Raw genomic sequence first — 17,615 nt, forward strand, 5'->3', positions numbered from 1 at the left:
GTGTAGAGCACCTCGAGCGGCAGGTTGTACCGGACCTGCCTGGGAGCCTCGTCGTTGCGCTTGTACCGCGCCGCCGGCCCGGATCGGCACGCCCGCACCGAGTCAACGGATCCGGTTCGTCCCGACCCAGGTCGTGCTGCCGGGTGGTGCGCAGGCTCCGGTGCTGCCCGCCAGCACGGTTTCCGGGCAGTTGATGGTGCCCGAAGGGGCACGAAACGTCGGCTGGTGGGACGGCGGTGCCGAGGCCGGAGACCCGTTCGGCTCGGTGGTCGTGGCCGGCCACGTCGACACCAAGACCGAGGGACTTGGCTTCTTCTCCCGGCTGCGGCACATCCAGCCGGGTGAGACCGTCGTACTCCGCGGTGCCGGCCACACGGCGTCGTACCGGGTCAGCTCGATCGTGTCGGTGCCGAAGAACGCGCTCGCGACCAAGAGCGGCGCGTTCGACCAGAAGGTCGACCACCGTCTGGTCCTGATCACCTGCACCGGTCCGTACAACGCCTCTCGCGGTGGGTACGCCGACAACCTGGTCGTCACGGCCACCGCGATCGGCCTGGCCAGGTAGCGCTAGGGGCAGAGTTTGAGCACGGACGGCATCTCACTCACCCACCGTCTGCCGGTCGGGCGCCGAGAACGAGATGACGAAGATCGCCTCGTCGGTGCCGATGTTGCGGGCGTTGTGCAGCGCCCCCGACGGGATGCTGATCGTGTCGCCCGGACCCATCGTGACCCGCTCGTCGTCGACACTGTGCTCGATAGTGCCCTGCAGGATGTGCAGCACCTCGTCGCAGTTCGGGTGGTAGTGCCGTGGGTTCTGCTCACCGGGCCGGATGTAGCACCGGCCGACGGTCATCGTGCTGGAGTTGCCCAGGGCACCGGAGACCATCCACTCCAGTCGCCCCCACGGCTGGTCCTCGACCAGCACCTCGTCGGCCGGCGTCATCTGTCCCATCCGTCAGCTCCTTGGTTCGATCGTGGCCGGCTCCCCGGCCGGCAGTCGGCGGTACAGCTCGTACAGCTTGAGGATCTCCCGGACGTCGGCGAGTGTGCCCTTCTCCGGTGGCCTCCCGGCGAGCACGCTCTCGCAGAAGTGCACCACCTCGGGCACGTAGCCGAGGTAGAACAGGTTCTTGTTGTAGAGCTGGCCGAGGGAGAACTCGGGCTCCCAGTGCAGCGGCGCCACGTCGTCCCCGGTGATGAACGAGGCCGATCGGCCGTAGGGCAGCTCGGCCCCGGCTCGGTAGTACGTCATCCGTACGCCGTTGTCGACGACCACGTTGGCCCCGCTGCCGATCACTTCGACGCGTTCGAGTGGTGCACCGGTCGCGGAGCCGGCCGCGAGGTGCAGCGTCCCGACGGCTCCCGACTCGAACTGCAGGCTCGAAACGCTTGACCCTGTCCGCGGCTCCCATTCGTAGCTGAGGCGGCGTACCGGTCCCATCAGATACGTGAGGATCGCGCCCGGATGGAAGATGTGGTCCGGGAACCCGATCATCGTGACGTCGTCGGACCGGGCGTCCGGTGCGGGCAGCGACTGCGGGTACCGCACCGAGATCGAGCTCGCCGTCCCGAACTCCGGCGTACTCAGGATCGCCTTCACCTTCTCCATCGCCGGCGTGAAGATCTTCTTCAGCCCGGTCATCACCGTCAGCCCGGTCTCATCGGCCACCGCCTGCAGGCGATCGAGTTGCGCGATCCCGGCAGCCGTCGGCTTCTCCATCCAGACATGGGCTCCGGCCCGCAGGCAGTCCTCCGCGAGAGCAGTCGCCTGTACGTCGCCCTCCGCGGTGTAGGAGGTGACGATGAAGACGGCGTCAGGCCGCTCACGAGCGAGCATCTCCCGGTGATCGTCGTACGCCGCCGGTGCGCCGAAGCCTCGGGCGTACGTCTGGGCCCGTTCGAGCTGGACGTCGCAGACGGCGACCAGTTCGACCGGCGCGTACTGGAAGGTGGGATAGACGTTGCGGTACGAGTGCCCGCCCGCACCGATGAAGGCGCAGCGCAGCCGCTCGGGGTACTCGAACTGATAGGTCACGGTCATCGGAAGGCTCCAGCCACGAGGCCACGGGTCGGCGGTCACCTGATCGCGTGGAAGCTTCGCATGTGATCGACCATGGCGACCTCGGTCGGAAGGCGTTCCATGCTGGATGCGCCGAGGAAGCCGACCACGCCGTCGACCTTCGACAGGATGTGCTTGGCGTCCTCGGGGGTGGCGATCGGTCCGCCGTGGCAGATCACCAGCGCGTCGGGGTCGACGGCGAAGATCGCGTCGCGGAGCCGGGACACCAGGTCGACCGAGTCGTCCAGGCTCAGGCTCGTCTGCGCGCCGATCATCCCGGACGTGGTCAGCCCCATGTGCGGGACCAGCACATCCGCGCCGGCCTCGGTCATCGCGGCCGCCTCGTCCTCACTGTGGACATAGGCCAGCGTCACCAGGTCGCGCTCCCGGGCGGCCCGGACCAGGTCGACCTCGCGGTAGAAGCCGAGCCCCGTCTCCTCCAGGTTGGCCCGGATGATCCCGTCGAACAGGCACACGGTCGGGTAGTTCTGGATCCCCGCGAACCCGGCCGCCTTTACCTGGTCGAGGAACCGTGGGATGTCGCGGAACGGGTCGGTCCCGCACACTCCGGCCATCACCGGCAGCTTGTCGGTCACCGGCAGTACCTCGGTGCCCATCTCCATCACGATCGCGTTCGCGTCGCCGTACGGCATCAGGCCCGCCATCGAGGAACGGCCGGCCATCCGGTACCGCCCGGAGTTGTAGATCACCACGAAGTCGAGGCCGGCGGCCTCGGCGCACTTGGCCGAGAGCCCGGTGCCGGCGCCACCGCCGATGATCGGGCGGCCCTCGGCGACCTTGCGGCGGAAGCCGGCCAGCAGTTCGGCGCGGGTCAAAGTGTTCACGGTGTCTCCTTCTCCAGCCAGGTGGCCAGCAGATCCACGGCGGTGGCAGACACCACCGGGTCATTGATGTCGGTGTCGAAGTCGTGCAGGTCGATGCCGGGCCGCAGCCCGTCCCGCAGGGCCTGGTACAGCGCGTCGTCCGCGGCCGGGTCGTGGAAGACCCCTCCCGGCGTGGACAGCTGGGACAACCCGCGGTGCGGGAACAGGACAGCCACGGGTGCGATGGAGGGATTGAGCCGGGCCGCGATCCGACGACCTAGTTCGGCACACTCGGCGGCCGTGGTCCGCATCAGCGTCACGGCCCGGTTGTGCGGGTGGAGCAGCCGTCCGGAGAACTCCGGCGGCACGGTGTCGTAGAAGTTGACCATGTCGAGCGCGCCGACACCGACGACCTGAGGTACGCCGGCCTCCGCCGCGGCCGTGAGGCGGTCGGGACCAGCTGAGCAGACCCCGCCGACCAGGTCGTCGGAGAGCTCAGTAGTGGTCAGGTCGGCGACACCTTGGATCGTGCCGCCCCGGATCAGCGCCTCCAACGTGCGGCCGCCGACTCCGGTGCAGTGGAAGGTCAGTGCCTCGAAACCACGGTCCTCGATGCCGCGGACAACGGACGCCCCGCAGGCCGTCGTCACCCCGAACATGCTCACTCCGACCAGCGGTGCGCCGCCGGCGGGTTCGGCGTACCGGCTCGTTGCCATCCCGACGCAGGCCTGCGCGGCGTTGGCGAGGACGGGCCGGCTGAGCCGGTTCAGGCCGTTGATGTCGACGACCGGATACATCAGCGTCAGGTCGGTCTCGCGGACGTACGACCGGGTGTCGCCGGCCGCGATGGTCGAGACCAGCACCTTCGGGAAACCGAACGGCAATCGCTCGCAGATCTCCGCCATCACGTACGCCGCATTGGACCCGCCGACCGCCAGTACGCCGTCCACATCGCCGGACGCCACGAGATCGGCCAAGAACGACGCGGCACCACGTGCCATCACCGTCATCGCCGCATTCCGGTCCCCGCGATCGCGCAGCTCGGTCAGCGCACCACCGCCGAGCTCCGCGATCAGGTCACGACCGATCCGCGCCGTCAGCGCCGGTACGCCGAGCACCCCGACATCGATCAGGAGCGGCGTGGCACCGAGTGCTGCGACCCGATCGGCCAGGAAGGCGTACTCCGCTCCTTTCGTATCGAGGGCACCGACGAGCGCGATCACAGCCATCAGCGAGCCTCGTAGTCCGGCACCTGGATCTCGGCGCCGCCCTGCAGTGCCGACTGGTGCGCGCAGATCCCGGGTGCGGTCCAGGTCGCCGCGGTCCGGGCGTCGACCCTGGGCTTGCGGTTCTCGATGATGCTGGACACGAACTCGTGGACAAGATGCGGGTGCGATCCGCCGTGCCCGCCGTCGGCGAACCGCTTCAGTGCCGCGGGCAACAGTTCGGGTGCGCCGGGCGGCCGGACGTCGGCCTCGGTCACCGGCCGCCCCCGGCGCCCGTCGGGGAGCTGCTCGAGCGTGAACTCCTTCATCGGACCGCCTTCGAGCTGCGGCCACTCGAGCGCACCCTCGTCGCCGTACACCGAGAAGCCTTCGAGGTAGCTGCGGCCCAGCTGGAAGAACGACATCGTCACGTTCGCGACCAGGTCGTCGCCGGCCAGCTTGAAGAGTGCTGCCTCGGTACCGAACCCCTCGCCTGCGACGCCGATGTGGTCCGGCGTGAGTTGGCTGGAGCCGAGGCAGCGGACGGACTCGACCCTGGTGTTCGCCAGCGCGAGCGCGGGTGAGAGGGCGTGCGTGACGTAGTGCATCGGCGGGTAGCCACGCCAGTAGTCCGGATACCCGTCGAGGTTCTGCAGGTGGTCGCCCTTGAAGTAGGCGAGGCGTCCGAGCTTCCCGGTGTCCAGCAGGTGTTTCGCGTGGAAGAACTCGCGGGAGTAGACCGCGGTCTCCATCATCATGTAGTTGCGCCGGGCATCGTCCTGGGCCGCGATCAGTGCGTCCAGGTCCTCCAGGGTCGTTGCCATCGGCACCGCGGAGGCACAGTGCCGGCCGGACTTCAGCACCTGCTGAACCTGCTCGGCGTGGAAGCGCACCGGCGTCAGCAGATGGACCGCATCCCAGCCGGGCGCGGCCAGGGCCTCGTCGAGGCTCGGGAACCTGTCGCTGATCCCGAGCCGGTCCGCGACCGCCGTCGCACGGGCGGGATCCGCGTCGACGACCGCGACACGGCCGACGTCGGGATGGGCCTGATAGATGGGGGCGAAATCGGCACCGAACCCAAGGCCGACCACGATCACGTCGATGCTCATCGGACCGGCACCTCCCGCTCCTCACCGAACAGGAACACCGCACCACCGGTGGCGAAGTTCGCTACGTCCTCGTTGGCCGCCTTGCCCGCCTGGGAGTCCAGCACGAGCTCGAGGTCCGCGCGATTGTCGGTGTAGAGCTCGGCCTGGTAGTGGAACTGCGGTGGTGTCCCGTCCGGCGCGGGCTCGAAGCGGCACACGGTCCACCGCTTGAGCCCGGTCATTTGCTGGGCGATCGGGATGTGCGTCTCGTCGTAGTACCGGTCGAAGTCCTCGATCGAGTCCGGCGGCCCGTAGAGCACGGTCACCTTGTACATATCAGCCTTTCAGTCCGGTCAGCGCGATGCCCTCGACGAAGTACTTCTGTGCGAAGGCGAACAACAGCACGATCGGCAGCAGCACCACTGCGGCCGCGGCCATCAGGTACCCCCACTGTGCTGTGTAGGTGCCCTGGAACGACGCCAGCCCCATTGCCAGCGTGTACTTGTCCGAGTCGTTCAAGTAGATCAGGGGGCCGAGATAGTCGTTCCAGACCCCGAGGAACGTGAACACACTCACCACGGCCAGGGCCGGCTTCGACAGCGGCAGGATGATCCGCCAGTACACCTGCAGCGGCGTCGCCCCGTCGATGTACGCCGACTCGTCCAGCTCGTACGGGATCGACAGGAAGAACTGGCGGAGCAGGAAGATGTTGAACACCCCGGTGCCGAACCAGTGCGGCAGGATCAGCGGTACGTAGGTGTTCACTAGGCCGAGCTTCTGCCAGAACAGGAACGTCGGGATCAGCGTCACGGCGTACGGCAGCATCACCCCGGACATCAGGACGCCGAAGACGAGGTTCTTGTGTTTCCAGCGCAGCCGGGCGAACGAGAACGCCGCCAGCGAGCAGGACAGCACGGTCCCGATCAGTACGCCGGCCTCGATGATCAGAGTGTTCAGGAAGTACCGCGCGAACGGCACCTGCGTGAGCGCGCCGGAGAAGTTGTCCCAGGCAAAGGGTTTCGGGATCCACTGCGGTGGCGAGACGAAGATCTGGCCCGAGTCCATCAACGCGCTGCGGACCAGCCAGATCAACGGCAGCAGTGTCGGGATGGCGCCGGCGATCAGTAGCAGGTAGACGAGGAGCTTCTTCCCTACCCCCCGCGGCGCCAGCGGCCGCGACGCCGGTGGTGCGGCCGCCACCACCTCGGGTTTCTCCAGTACGGCGGTCATCGGGTGCTCCCGGCCTCGTAGTAGACCCAGCGGCTGGAGTTGCGGAACAGCACCACGGTGACCGCCATGATCACCAGGAACAGCACCCAGGCCAGCGCGCTGGCGTATCCCATCTCGTTGTTCGTGAACGCGGTCCGGTACAGGTAGTAGATGTAGAACAGGGTCGAGTCGTTCGGCCCGCCCTCGGTCATCACCGCGGCCTGCACGAAGACCTGCAACGCCCCGATGACACTCGTCACCAGGCTGTAGAAGATCGTCGGCGTCATCATCGGCAGGGTGATGTGCCGGAACTTCCGCCACGCACCGCCGCCGTCCACCGCGATCGCCTCGTAGAGCTGTCGTGGCACGCCCTGCAGTCCCGCCAGGAAGATGACAGCGACGTTGCCGAAGCCCCACACCGACATCAGGATCAGCGACGGGATCGCCGTACTCTCGTCGAAGATCCACTGCGACCGGGGCAGCCCGGCCTTCTCCGTCAGCGTGTTCAGCAGACCGAAGTCGGGGTTGAACAGCCAGATCCACAGCATCGAGTTGGCCACGATCGGCACGATCGCGGGCAGGTAGTAGATCACCCGGAACACGGCCTGCCCGCGGACCGGCTGGTTCAGCAGCAGTGCGACAGCGAACGCGACGATCAGCAGCAGCGGTACGGCGCCCAGCGTGTAGTAGAGCGTGGCCCACAGCGACTTGAAGAAGCTGTCGTCGGCCGTGAACATCCTTCTGTAGTTGGCGAAACCGACGAACTTCGGTGCCGCGCCGATGGTCCAGTCGGTCAGGCTGATCACCGCCGAGGCGATCATCGGCAGGAAGGTGAACGCGACGAAGCCGATGATCGCGGGCAGCGCCAGCAGCACGCCCCAGCGGGCCTCCTGCTTCATCGGAGAAGAAGCCATCACAGCTCCTGGAGGGGCCACTTGCCCTGCAGCAGCGCCTGCATCTTCGGCTTCAGCGCCTTGACGATGTCGACCGGCGCGCCCTTGTTCAGGCTGATCTGCTCGATCGCCGGGTCGAGCACCTGGTGGATCCGGTCCGCGTTCTTGATCTGCTGGCCCCAGTCGGTGACGCCGTTCTTCAACGTCGTGTCGACCACCGCGGTCTGGAAGTTGGCCGGATACTTGTCCTTCAGCACCCATCTGTCGATCTCGGGCTGGTCCGTGTAGTACTTCTTCTGCAGCGGTGCCCAGAGCCCGTCCTTGAACAGATCGACGTGTTCGGGGTCGTTGTAGTAGAGGTAGAGCTCGATCGCCTCCTCCGGGTGCTTGGTCTTGGCGAAGATCGCGCCGGCCGCACCGCCGGTCATCGTCAACGGCTCCTTGAACTTCGGCAGTACGGCGACGCCGAACGGCACCTTGCTCTCCATCAGGTCGAGCAGCGTCCAGTTGCCGTCGATGATCATCCCGACCCGCTTGGTCTGCAGCTGCACCGTTGTGGTGGGCGCGTTCTTGCCCAGCTGGGCGGGACTCGGCGCCACCCGGTGCACGTAGATGAGGTCCTGGATCTTCTTCAGTACGTCGATCGCCGCGGCCGAGTCGAGGGCGAACTTCGTACCGTCCTCGTTCACCATGTCGCCGCCGTTGGAGCGCAGCAGGCTGTAGAGCGGAGCACCGCCGATCGGCGCGATCGTGCCGAACTGCTTCACCTTGCCGGAGTCGAAACCGTCCTCTGACGGGTGCTTGCCGTTCTGGTCGACGGTCAACTTGTCCGCCGCCTGGACGAAGTCGTCCCAGCTCCAGGCGGTGTCGGCCGTGAACGGCGCCGGGTCGAGACCGGCCGCCTTGAACGCGTCGGTGTTGTAGTAGAGGATCTGCACGCCCATCGCCAACTGGTTCGCGGCGAGCTTGTCCTTGCCGTACCAGAAGTAGCTGCTCGGCAGCCGGTCCTTGAGCTCGGGGTACTTGTCCAGGTACGGGAACAGGTTGAGGATCAGGTCCTTCTGGGCCAGGTCGTACATCTGCCCGGTGCCCAGGTAGGCCAGGTCGGGCGGGGTGTTCGCGGCGACCAGGCTGGACACCTTGGTCGGATAGTTCGACACCGGCACGTACATCGGGTCGACCTTCGCGCCGTCGTGCTCCTTGCCGTACTTCTTCAGCATCTCGTCGATCGCCTTCTTCTCGAAGGCCGATCCCCAGTACATGAAGCTGAGCGGGCCGCCGGACCCGCCGGCGTCGTCCGAGCCGCCGCACCCGGCCAGCGTGGCCGGCCCCAGTCCGGCGGCGGCGACGGCCACCCCGCCGGTCCGGAGCAGCTGTCTCCGGGTCAGTCCTGAACTGGTCATGCGAACTCCTTGGTCCCGGGAGGCTTTTCGGCGAGCGTATGGTCTTTAATGTCGACCGTCAACAGAAAGATGTCGAACGAAGTTCTAATTGATACTGTGTGAGCAGCGTCGGACCACGAGGGGGACCAGGATGACCACCGCGCCACTACGCTCCCGCCGCCGTACGGCGTCCCAGTCCCGGATCGCCCGGTCCGGCGAGATCCTCGAGCTGGTCCGGCACGGCCGGGCGAACACAACCGGCCAGCTGGCCGACGAGCTCGGCATCGCCCGGTCCACCGTGAACGACCGGGTCGACGTACTGCTGGCTGCTGGGCTGCTGTCCCTGGACGGACCGTCCGCCGACGGATCCCGCGGGCGGCCGGCGGCGACGCTCAGCTTCAGCCCGCGGGCCGGACTGACCCTGGCCGCGCAGCTGGGCATCTCGGGCATCCGGCTGGCCGCGACCGACCTGGCCGGCGAGATCCTCACCAGCACGATGATCGACATCGACCTGGCCGACGGCCCGGAGGCGGTGCTGTCAGAGGTCACCCGCACGTACGACGGGATGCTCGAGCAACTGGACGCGGACCCGGCCCGGGTGCACGGCATCGGCTTCGGGATGCCGGCCCGGGTGGAGCTGGCATCGCAGGGTGGCGGCGCGGACTGGACGGCCGAGTCGGTGTGCGAGGTACTCAATCGCTGGATGGACGTGCCGATCTTCGTCGACCATGACGTCAACCTGCTCGCGTTCGGCGAGCACTGCGCCCGCACCGACGAGCCCGAGGTGCTGGTCTGCGTGAAGGTCGGCACGGTCATCGGCTGCGGGGTCGTTGTCAACGGCAAGGTGATCCAAGGTGTCTCGGGCCTCGCCGGGGAGATCGGTCACACCCGCGTCGGTGCGTCCGAAGTGCCCTGCAGTTGCGGCAATCTCGGCTGCCTCAACGCCGTCGCAAGTGGTGGCGCCCTCGCCCGTCGCCTGCGGGCCGAGGGTGTGGATGCGCCGAACGCTCGTGCGGTCGCGACTCTGGCCCGGTCCGCGCACGTCGAGGCGGGACACGCGGTGCGGATCGCCGGTCGCGACATCGGCGAAGTTCTGGCCGGCGTGGTCAATCTGCTCAACCCCGGCGTCATCAGCCTGTGGGGATACCTCGCCGAGGCCGAGGAGCAGCTGATCGCCGGCATTCGCGAGAGCATCGCCAAGTCGGCACAGTCCGGCCCGGCGGGCGACGTACGGATCGAGCCCGCGACCATGGGACCGGACGCAGGTCTGTACGGCGCGGCCATGATGGTCGTCGAGCACGCCCTCCAACCGGCTGCGGTCGACAGCTACCTGCTTGCTCTTCAGCGCTAGGCTCGGCGGTCATGGCCAGGTATTTCGACGTACATCCGGAGAATCCTCAGCGGCGGGCGGTCGGTCAGGTGGTGGACCTCGTCCGTGAGGGCGGGCTGATCGCGTACCCGACGGACTCCTGCTTCGCGCTCGGTTGCCAGCTGGGGAACCGGGACGGGATCGACCGGATCCGGGCCATCAGGCACCTCGACGACAAGCACCACTTCACCCTGGTCTGCCAGGACTTCGCCCAGCTCGGGCAGTTCGTGCACATCAGCAACGCGGTCTTCCGGTCGATCAAGGCGGCGACCCCGGGCAGCTACACGTTCATCCTGCCGGCCACCAAGGAGGTGCCGCGCCGGCTGCTGCACCCGAAGAAGAAGACGGTCGGTGTACGCATCCCGGACCACGTCGTGGCGCAGGCCCTGGTCACCGAGCTCGGTGAACCACTGGTCTCCAGCACCCTGCTTCTCCCCGACCACGAGGAGCCGATGACGCAGGGCTGGGAGATCAAGGAAGAGCTGGATCACCAGGTGGACGCCGTCGTCGACGGCGAAGCCGGCACCGAACCCACCACAGTCATCGACTTCTCCGAAGACTTTCCCGAAATTGTCCGCGTCGGCGCCGGAGACCCCAAGCTCTTCGAGTAGGAGCTACCACTTGTTCCAGTGCAGGACCTGGTCGCGGGGGACGCGCTTGGCCGGCCGGAAGTCGGTGCCGAGCGTGAAGGCGAGCGGGATGAACGCCGCCAGCATCACCTTGTCGTACGGAACGCCGAGAATCTCGGCGAGCTCACGTTCGAGCGGTGCCTGCGCGGTTGTCCAGACCGTCCCGAGACCGCGCTCGCGGGCGGCGAGCATGAAGCTCCAGACGGCAGGCAGGATCGATCCCCAGACACCGGACTGCACGTCGACCGACGCTCGGTCGGTGCGTCCCTCGACGGCCGGGATGACGAAGGCCGGCACCCGATGGATGTTGTCCACCAGGTAGCGCAGGCTGTCGAAGACCCGCTCGGTCGAGGCTGCGTGGTAGTTCATCCGTGACACGTCGCGGTCGGTCAGCGGGTGGCCGGTCGCCAGTGGCAGTGCACGCCGGAACACGTCGGCCACGGCCTGCCGCTGGGCCGCCTCGGTGACGACCAGGAAGTGCCAGCGCTGCCGGTTGCGGCCGGTCGGGGCCTGGGTGGCCAGATCGACGCACTCCTCGATCAGCTCGCGCGGCACCGGGCGGGTGAGATCGAGGCGTCTGCGCACCGTACGCGTCGTGGACAGCACCTCGTCGGCCGACAGGTTCAGTGACATCAGGGCATGATCCTTCCGGTAGAAGATCATCCGTTTCCGGATTATCTGCAAGCATAGTACCGTCGTAGTTCTTGCGAGCGGGAACCAGGGCCAGATCCCGTACGGCGACGCCGGGTTCGAGCACGGTGGTGACATCCCCGGCCACGGCAGTCACGACGTCGGGCTGGACATCGACATCTGGCCGATCCGGACCTACAGCGCGCAGTGCACCGCGGGCCGCATCACCTGGCAGTCGGCGACGTACGACCGGGCCGCGACCCGCCAACTCATCCAGGCGCTCCACGCCGCCGCTCCGGGGCACGTCCGGATCATCTTCTTCAACGACCCGACCCTGATCAGCGAGGGTCTCACCACCGAGTGGCCGGCCCACGACAACCATCTCCACGTCCGCTTCTGCGAGAAGGTCCACCCCAACTCCCTCTACACCTGCTGACATAGTGGATGAGTGACGACACTCGACCTCTCACCCGACGAACTGCTCACCACGACCCGTACGGTCCGTAAGCGCCTGGACCTGGACAAGCCGGTCCCTCCTGAGCTGATCCGGGAGTGCATCGAGGTCGCGTTGCAGGCGCCGTCGGGGAGTAATCGGCAGACCTGGCACTGGCTGGTGATCACGGACGCCGAGAAGCGGGCGGCGATCGGGGAGTACTACCGGCTCGCGGTCGAGAAGTACCTGGCCGGGTCCGGGGCCGCCGGGAAGTTGTACGCCGACGACCCGGTCCGCGGGCCGATCCAGCGCAGGATCGGGGATGGCGTGGCCTATCTGGGTGAGCGGATGGGGCAGGTTCCTGTCCTCGTCATCCCGTGTCTGGAGGCGAAGAACCTGCCGGCGGGCAACCAGGCCGGGCTGTGGGGTTCGATCCTGCCCTCTGCGTGGAGCTACTGCCTGGCCGCACGCGCCCGCGGACTCGGTACGGCGTGGACCACCCTGCACCTGAACTACGAGCAAGGGGTCGGCGAACTGCTCGGTCTGCCGGAGGACATCCGCCAGACCGCACTGATCCCGACCGCGTACACGATCGGCACCAACTTCAAGCCCGCGCCCCGGCAGCCGCTCGACGGCATCCTGCATGTCGACACCTGGTAACACATTGCTCAGGGCAACGGTCAGGAGGCGGCCATCTCCTCGATGGTCAGACCACTGAGAACCGACCGTGGCTCGGTGACCGTCAGATCGAGGGCGGGATCGGCCGCGGCGTCGCGGACCTTCACCAGCAACCAGTCCCCACCGGTGCGGGTGAAGGCCCAAGCGCCGTTGAGTTTCACGCCGTGCAGTTGAACCTTGAAATGACCGCGTTCGATCGCCTGGGCCGGGTCCACCACCTGGTGCCGGTCGTCGCGGGTCAGGTTGGTGTAGATCCCTGCGTCCCAGACGATCACGGCGCCACTGCCGTACTGCGCGTCGGCATGCACGCCTTCGTAGGAGGCGTACTCGAGGTCGTGGTCGGTGGTGAAGACGGCGAGCCGCTTCACCACCGGATCCAGTGACGGCCCACGCGGGACCGCCCACGACTTGAGTACGCCGTCCACCTCGAGCCGGATGTCGTAGTGCAGCCGCCGGGCGTCGTGCAGCTGCACCACGAAGATCGGCTTGTTGGTCAAGCGGCGGCTGCCGCAGGCGGCTCGATCCGGTCGCGCAGCCGGTCGAGGATGCCGCGGAGCAACCGGGACACCTGCATCTGGCTCACTCCGATCTCGGCACCGATGTCCGCCTGGGTGTGACCCTCGACGAACCGTAGTTCCAGAATCTTACGCTCGCGCGGCGCGAGCGCGCTCAGCACCGGCTCGAGGACGGCGACCGCCTCGGTCCGCTCGAACGCGGTGTCGTCGGAGTCGGCGATCGTGTCGGCCAGGTTCGCGGCCGAGTCGTCGTCGACCGGGCGGTCCAGGGACAGCACCGAGAAGCAGCCGTCGGCGGCGATGGCGTCCTCGATCTCGTTGATCTGGGCCCCTATTTCGTCGGCCAGCTCCTGCTGGGTCGGCTCGCGGTGCAGCTCCTGCACCAGGCGCGGCCGGACCGCGGCGATGGAACCTTGCAGTTCCTGCAGGCGGCGGGGGATCCGGACCGTCCAGGAGCAGTCCCGGAAGTACCGTTTCACCTCGCCCCGGATGGTCGGTACGGCGTACGCCAGGAACGGGGTGTCCGCGCCGGGGTTGTAGCTGCGGGCGGCCTTGACCAGGCCCAGGTACGCGACCTGGTCGAGATCGTCGGCCTCCACGCCGCGCCCGCGGAACCGCGACGCGATGCTGTGCGCGATCCCGAGGTGGAGTTCGATCGCTTGATCGAGGAGGGCCTGCCGGAGACTCTCGTCCGTGCTGGCGGCTCGCCGGCTCAGCAGGGACCTGGTTTCGCTGTCTCTGCGCTGCTTCGGTTCGGTGCGGCGCGGCTCGGCGGTGGTGCTGGCAACGGTGTTCATGATGTCTGACCTCGCGACTCTGAGTCACGGCGCGGCACATGGTCTGGACCGCGGTCAGGAACTTCTGACCACATTCCTACCCCACCGACCCTGGGTTATGCATCCTGGCAGGCAGTAGGTTGCCGCCATGGACTGGAAGCTCGAGCTGGTGTCGGTCCCGGTGTCGGACGTCGACCGGGCCAAGGCGTTCTACACGGACAAGGTCGGCTTCGTCGCCGATCACGACCATCAGGTCAGCGAGGAACTGAGGTTTGTTCAGCTCACGCCGCCCGGGTCGGCCTGCTCGATCGCGATCGGTAGCGGCATGGGCCAGGCCGAGCCCGGCTCCGTGCGCGGGCTGCAGATCGTGGTGTCCGACGCCGACGCGGCCCGCGCCGAGCTGGCGGGTCGCGGGGTGGACGTGTCCGACGTCCAGGAGATGCCGTGGGGCCGGTTCGTCTTCTTCAGCGACCCGGACGGAAACACGTGGGCGCTGCAGCAGATCGTCGGTCGCGCCGACTAGTTCCGCCTGGTTCCGCGGGCTCGCGCCGACTGGTGGTTCGGGGTTCCGGATCAATCCGAATTACCGCTAACGGTGGGTCATCTGTCGGTTGTAGGGTGGCCTTTGGCTGAGCGATCAGCCCCCCAGATGATGGTTGTGTCTCCTTGCGAGGGCGACGATGACCGGTCTTCAGCATCACCCCACAGCAGTACGACGCCACCCCACCGCTTCCGCCCCTGTCCAGAAGTCAGGTGCCATGCCAGTAGCCACTTCCCCGGCCCGGCCCGTGGCTGTCCAGGTCCGCATCGGCGGTCGCTGGATCGCCGGCCAGGAGCTGGGCCGCCGGACCGGAGCGGCCGGGGCTGACGAGGTTCTCGTCAGCCACCACGGCCACTTGGTCTGGGTCGACCAGCAGTCGGTCCGCGGGTCCTGAAAGCCCTTACCCAGCAGGGGTTTCAGGAGAGAGATTTCGCAACCAGGTTGCCGATCTCGATCGCCGGCGCCGACTGCGCCGGGTCGAACAAGGTCCTGGTCAACGCGAACGCCACGCCTGAGCGCGTATCGGCCCAGGCGACGCTGCCACCCATGCCCGGCATCCCGAACGACGTCGGGCTCTCCTCTGCTGTCGAACCGAGCCGGCCGATCGGGTAGCCCAGCGCCCACGTGGCCGGATTCCCGAGCAGTTCGTCCTTCGCGACCAGAGCCGGACCGGTGATCTCCGCGACCGCCTCCGGCCGGACCAGCCGGACCCCGTCGACCTCACCGATCAGAGCGGCGTACAGCTTGGCGATGCCGCGGGCGGTCAGGATGCCGCGAGCCGGCAGCTCGGCGGCCAGATACTCAGGGGTGTTGACGTGTGCCGCGCGAGGCATCACAGCCGGCGGCTCGACCTGGGCGAACATGTCGGCCAGCCGGGCAAAGGTGTCCTCTGCGCCGTCCGGCTCGACCAGTGTGGCGACCCGGTGCTGCTGGTCCCGCGGTACGGCGAAGTACACCTGGTCGGCGATCCCGAGCGGCTCGGCGATCTCCCGTAGAACGTCGGAGATCTTGCGGCCGGTGGAGCGACGGACGATCTCGCCGACCAGGTAGCCGAAGGTCTCGGAGTGGTAGGCCGTCTTCGTGCCCGGCTCCCACCACGGCTCGGCCGCGGCGAGGTACGACGTGATCTTCGTCCAGTCGGCCAGGTCCCCGGCGGTGGCGTCCGGCGGCAGTGCGGGCAGGCCGACCGAGTGCGTGAGGACGTGTCGCAGTGTCGCCTTCTCCTTGCCGTGCGCCGCGAACTCGGGCCAGACGTCCGCGATCGGAGCGTCGTACGCGAGAACGCCACGATCGACCAGCACGTTGGCGACGGTGGCGGACGCGCCCTTGCCGGTCGAGGCACTGAAGAACAGCGTGTCAGCGGTGACCGGGCGCCGAGTCGCGGGGTCGGAGACACCCGCGACGGCATCGACGACCAATTCACCGTTCTGGTACGCCGCCACCTGCAATCCGATCTCGGTCTCGGCCAACTCGTCGAGCCGCTGCTGCACCTGCTCCTGAAGATTCGCCACGTTGCCCATCCTGTCTCCTTCGGTGTTCCGTCACTGCCAGGTCGGAGCGGGCCCCGCGTTCTTGACGTGCGGTGCGGCAGACTTCGGCTGTGGAGTTGCGGCAGCTGGAGTACTTCGTGGCGGTGGCGCACGAGCGCAGTTTCACGCTGGCCGCTCGGCGGCTGCATGTGGTGCAGAGCGCGGTGAGCGCCGCGATCGCCGCACTGGAACGCGATCTCAGGGTCACGCTGTTCGAGCGGAGCGCCCAGCGGGTGGTCCTGACGGAGGCGGGTACGGCGTTCCTGCCGGAAGCGCTGGCGGTGATGGACGCGGTCCAGGGCGCACGTGACGTGGTCGACGAACTCGGTGCGGGCATGCGCGGGTCTGTTCGGGTCGGTTTGCTGCCGGGTCTCGGGCTGATCGACCTGCCCGCCGCGGCCGGTGAGTTCCGCCGGAGGTACCCGAACGTCGAGCTCCAGTTGCGGGTCGACGCCGAAGGATCGGCCGGCGTGATCGTCGCGCTGCGGAACGGCGACATCGACGTGGGGTTCCTCGGGATCGCGGCCGGCAGCGTGCCGCGCGAGCTGACTGCCTGGGAGTTGCTCCGGGTCCCGCAGGTGCTCGCGGTCCCGGTCGGGCACCGGCTCGCGCGCCGGCGTTCGGTGACACTGGCCGACCTTGCCGACGAGGCGTTCGTCGACTTCCCGCCCGGGTTCGGGACCCGGACGATGATCGACCAAACCTTCGAGGCGGCCGGGATCGGGCGGCACGTGGTGGTCGAGGCGCTAGGCATCGAGAACGGCGTCGAGTTCGTCCGGCACGGCGTCGGCCTCGGCATCCTGCCCGGGTACGCCGTGGCGGATCAGAAGGCGATCCGGGTCGTGGCGATCACCGGCGAGTCGTTCCAGTGGTCGCTCTACATGGCCACGCTGAAGAAGCGGAAACCGACCGCCGCACTGCGGGCCCTCCTCGGTCTGGTCAGCACCCATCTCCGGCATCCGTCGGGCACCGAACCAGGCGCCGACGTACATCAACAGAATTGATTCACCCATCGACTTGATTCGTTGGACGTGATCCATCCTGCGGAGCACGATCTAGGTGTCAGCAAGACCAGGCACCGAGATCGAGGAGCAGGACGATGACCGAGAACACCACCACCGAGCGGGTCGCCATCGTGACCGGCGGATCCAGTGGCATCGGCCGCGAGGCGGCGGCCCGGCTGGGCCGCGACGGCTACGCGGTGGTGATCGTGTACAGCGGCAACCAGGCGGCGGGCGAAGAGGCCGTCAAGGAGGTCGAGCAGGCCGGCGGCCGGGGGATCGCGGTCCAGGCCGATGTCGCCGACGAGACCGCGGTGGCCGCGCTGTTCGACCGGACCGAGCAGGAGTTCGGCGGGGTCGACGTGGTCGTACACGCGGCCGGGATCATGCCGCTGTCGCCGCTGGCCGACCTCGACCTGGACGTGTTCGACCGGGTCGTGCGGACCAACCTTCGCGGCACCATCGTGGTCGACCAGCAAGCCGTCCGGCGGGTACGCAACGGCGGCGCGATCGTGAACATCTCCAGCTCGCTGACCAAGCTGGCCCGGCCCGGCTACTCCGCCTACTCCGCCACCAAGGGCGGCGTCGAGGCCATCACCCTGATCCTGGCCCGCGAACTGCGCGGCCGTGACATCACCGTCAACACCGTCGCCCCCGGTCCGACCGCGACCCCGCTGTTCTTCGAGGGCAAGCCGCAGGAACTGATCGACCGGATCGCCGCCGAGCCGCCGCTGGAGCGCCTGGGTGAGCCGACCGACATCGCCGAGATCATCGCCTTCCTGGCCGGACCGGCCCGCTGGATCAACGGCCAGGTCATCTACGCCAACGGCGGCTCGGCCGCGTAACCCCCTGAT

Annotated in this window: 22 protein-coding genes; 8 read left to right on the forward strand and 14 right to left on the reverse strand. The window is 67.9% G+C overall.

All coding sequences use genetic code 11. The annotated features are described in order from the left end of the window. Positions 1 to 160: 160 nt before the first annotated feature. A complete protein-coding gene (locus tag AB0I34_RS38290; RefSeq protein ID WP_360455472.1) occupies positions 161 to 565 on the forward strand; it encodes a class F sortase in 405 nt (134 codons plus the stop codon). Between the two features lie 33 nt (positions 566 to 598). Here AB0I34_RS38290 and AB0I34_RS38295 read toward each other — a convergent pair whose 3' ends face one another. Genes AB0I34_RS38295 through AB0I34_RS38335 form a run of 9 tightly spaced genes read right to left on the reverse strand, consistent with a single transcriptional unit; the run spans position 599 to position 8,681 of the window. After that, a complete protein-coding gene (locus AB0I34_RS38295) occupies positions 599 to 952 on the reverse strand; it encodes a cupin domain-containing protein (RefSeq protein WP_360455475.1) in 354 nt (117 codons plus the stop codon). 3 nt (positions 953 to 955) lie between these two features. Further along, a complete protein-coding gene (locus tag AB0I34_RS38300) occupies positions 956 to 2,041 on the reverse strand; it encodes a Gfo/Idh/MocA family oxidoreductase (protein WP_360455478.1) in 1,086 nt (361 codons plus the stop codon). A 35-nt stretch (positions 2,042 to 2,076) separates the two neighbouring features. After that, positions 2,077 to 2,904 carry a phosphoenolpyruvate hydrolase family protein gene (locus tag AB0I34_RS38305; RefSeq protein WP_360455481.1) on the reverse strand — a complete coding sequence of 276 codons (828 nt, stop codon included), beginning with the start codon at positions 2,902 to 2,904 and terminating at the stop codon, positions 2,077 to 2,079. Next, a complete protein-coding gene (locus AB0I34_RS38310; protein ID WP_360455483.1) occupies positions 2,901 to 4,112 on the reverse strand; it encodes a Tm-1-like ATP-binding domain-containing protein in 1,212 nt (403 codons plus the stop codon). The genes AB0I34_RS38305 and AB0I34_RS38310 overlap by 4 nt, the downstream gene beginning before the upstream one ends. Continuing rightward, on the reverse strand, positions 4,112 to 5,197 hold the full coding sequence (locus tag AB0I34_RS38315) for a Gfo/Idh/MocA family oxidoreductase (RefSeq protein ID WP_360455486.1): 1,086 nt from the start codon (positions 5,195 to 5,197) through the stop codon (positions 4,112 to 4,114). The genes AB0I34_RS38310 and AB0I34_RS38315 overlap by 1 nt, the downstream gene beginning before the upstream one ends. Further along, a complete protein-coding gene (locus AB0I34_RS38320; protein ID WP_360455489.1) occupies positions 5,194 to 5,511 on the reverse strand; it encodes an EthD family reductase in 318 nt (105 codons plus the stop codon). Before AB0I34_RS38320 ends, AB0I34_RS38315 begins: the two co-directional genes overlap by 4 nt. 1 nt (position 5,512) lies before the next feature. Further along, positions 5,513 to 6,406 (reverse strand): carbohydrate ABC transporter permease, encoded by an 894-nt coding sequence (locus tag AB0I34_RS38325; protein ID WP_360455492.1) that lies wholly within the window; start codon positions 6,404 to 6,406, stop codon positions 5,513 to 5,515. Next, the gene (locus tag AB0I34_RS38330; protein ID WP_360455495.1) at positions 6,403 to 7,299 is read right to left on the reverse strand and encodes a sugar ABC transporter permease; all 897 of its coding nucleotides are present in this window, start codon (positions 7,297 to 7,299) and stop codon (positions 6,403 to 6,405) included. Before AB0I34_RS38330 ends, AB0I34_RS38325 begins: the two co-directional genes overlap by 4 nt. Beyond that, a complete protein-coding gene (locus AB0I34_RS38335; RefSeq protein ID WP_360455498.1) occupies positions 7,299 to 8,681 on the reverse strand; it encodes an extracellular solute-binding protein in 1,383 nt (460 codons plus the stop codon). Before AB0I34_RS38335 ends, AB0I34_RS38330 begins: the two co-directional genes overlap by 1 nt. A gap of 130 nt (positions 8,682 to 8,811) precedes the next feature. Here AB0I34_RS38335 and AB0I34_RS38340 point away from each other — a divergent pair, with 130 nt between their 5' ends. Together AB0I34_RS38340 and AB0I34_RS38345 are read left to right on the forward strand one after the other, a co-directional pair. Continuing rightward, positions 8,812 to 10,011, forward strand: a complete 1,200-nt coding sequence (locus AB0I34_RS38340; protein ID WP_360455501.1) for an ROK family transcriptional regulator — start codon at positions 8,812 to 8,814, stop codon at positions 10,009 to 10,011. 11 nt (positions 10,012 to 10,022) lie between these two features. Further along, positions 10,023 to 10,640: an L-threonylcarbamoyladenylate synthase gene (locus AB0I34_RS38345; RefSeq protein WP_131511086.1), complete on the forward strand. Its 618-nt coding sequence runs from the start codon at positions 10,023 to 10,025 to the stop codon at positions 10,638 to 10,640. 3 nt (positions 10,641 to 10,643) lie between these two features. Here AB0I34_RS38345 and AB0I34_RS38350 read toward each other — a convergent pair whose 3' ends face one another. After that, positions 10,644 to 11,291, reverse strand: a complete 648-nt coding sequence (locus AB0I34_RS38350) for a nitroreductase family protein (RefSeq protein ID WP_360455505.1) — start codon at positions 11,289 to 11,291, stop codon at positions 10,644 to 10,646. 192 nt (positions 11,292 to 11,483) lie between these two features. Further along, on the reverse strand, positions 11,484 to 11,612 hold the full coding sequence (locus AB0I34_RS38355; RefSeq protein WP_360455508.1) for a hypothetical protein: 129 nt from the start codon (positions 11,610 to 11,612) through the stop codon (positions 11,484 to 11,486). Between the two features lie 124 nt (positions 11,613 to 11,736). Between AB0I34_RS38355 and AB0I34_RS38360 the strand changes: the two genes are divergently transcribed. Continuing rightward, complete coding sequence (locus AB0I34_RS38360) at positions 11,737 to 12,381, forward strand: nitroreductase family protein (RefSeq protein ID WP_360455511.1); 645 nt, start codon at positions 11,737 to 11,739, stop codon at positions 12,379 to 12,381. Between the two features lie 20 nt (positions 12,382 to 12,401). Here the strand turns inward: AB0I34_RS38360 and AB0I34_RS38365 are convergent, their stop codons facing one another. Further along, a complete protein-coding gene (locus AB0I34_RS38365; protein WP_360455514.1) occupies positions 12,402 to 12,896 on the reverse strand; it encodes a DNA polymerase ligase N-terminal domain-containing protein in 495 nt (164 codons plus the stop codon). Next, the gene (locus AB0I34_RS38370; RefSeq protein ID WP_360455517.1) at positions 12,893 to 13,711 is read right to left on the reverse strand and encodes a sigma-70 family RNA polymerase sigma factor; all 819 of its coding nucleotides are present in this window, start codon (positions 13,709 to 13,711) and stop codon (positions 12,893 to 12,895) included. Before AB0I34_RS38370 ends, AB0I34_RS38365 begins: the two co-directional genes overlap by 4 nt. A gap of 127 nt (positions 13,712 to 13,838) precedes the next feature. On the opposite strand from AB0I34_RS38370, the gene AB0I34_RS38375 reads away from it, so the two are divergent. Together AB0I34_RS38375 and AB0I34_RS38380 are read left to right on the forward strand one after the other, a co-directional pair. Continuing rightward, on the forward strand, positions 13,839 to 14,213 hold the full coding sequence (locus AB0I34_RS38375; protein ID WP_131511081.1) for a glyoxalase superfamily protein: 375 nt from the start codon (positions 13,839 to 13,841) through the stop codon (positions 14,211 to 14,213). 235 nt (positions 14,214 to 14,448) lie between these two features. After that, positions 14,449 to 14,625, forward strand: a complete 177-nt coding sequence (locus AB0I34_RS38380; RefSeq protein ID WP_360455520.1) for a hypothetical protein — start codon at positions 14,449 to 14,451, stop codon at positions 14,623 to 14,625. A gap of 22 nt (positions 14,626 to 14,647) precedes the next feature. Here the strand turns inward: AB0I34_RS38380 and AB0I34_RS38385 are convergent, their stop codons facing one another. Next, positions 14,648 to 15,751: a serine hydrolase domain-containing protein gene (locus AB0I34_RS38385; RefSeq protein WP_360455523.1), complete on the reverse strand. Its 1,104-nt coding sequence runs from the start codon at positions 15,749 to 15,751 to the stop codon at positions 14,648 to 14,650. Positions 15,752 to 15,831: 80 nt separating this feature from the next. On the opposite strand from AB0I34_RS38385, the gene AB0I34_RS38390 reads away from it, so the two are divergent. Together AB0I34_RS38390 and AB0I34_RS38395 are read left to right on the forward strand one after the other, a co-directional pair. After that, positions 15,832 to 16,764 carry a LysR family transcriptional regulator gene (locus tag AB0I34_RS38390; RefSeq protein WP_360455526.1) on the forward strand — a complete coding sequence of 311 codons (933 nt, stop codon included), beginning with the start codon at positions 15,832 to 15,834 and terminating at the stop codon, positions 16,762 to 16,764. A 95-nt stretch (positions 16,765 to 16,859) separates the two neighbouring features. Continuing rightward, complete coding sequence (locus AB0I34_RS38395; protein ID WP_360455529.1) at positions 16,860 to 17,606, forward strand: SDR family oxidoreductase; 747 nt, start codon at positions 16,860 to 16,862, stop codon at positions 17,604 to 17,606. Positions 17,607 to 17,615 lie beyond the last annotated feature (9 nt).

The organism is Kribbella sp. NPDC050281 (assembly GCF_040655855.1).
Classification (GTDB): domain Bacteria; phylum Actinomycetota; class Actinomycetes; order Propionibacteriales; family Kribbellaceae; genus Kribbella.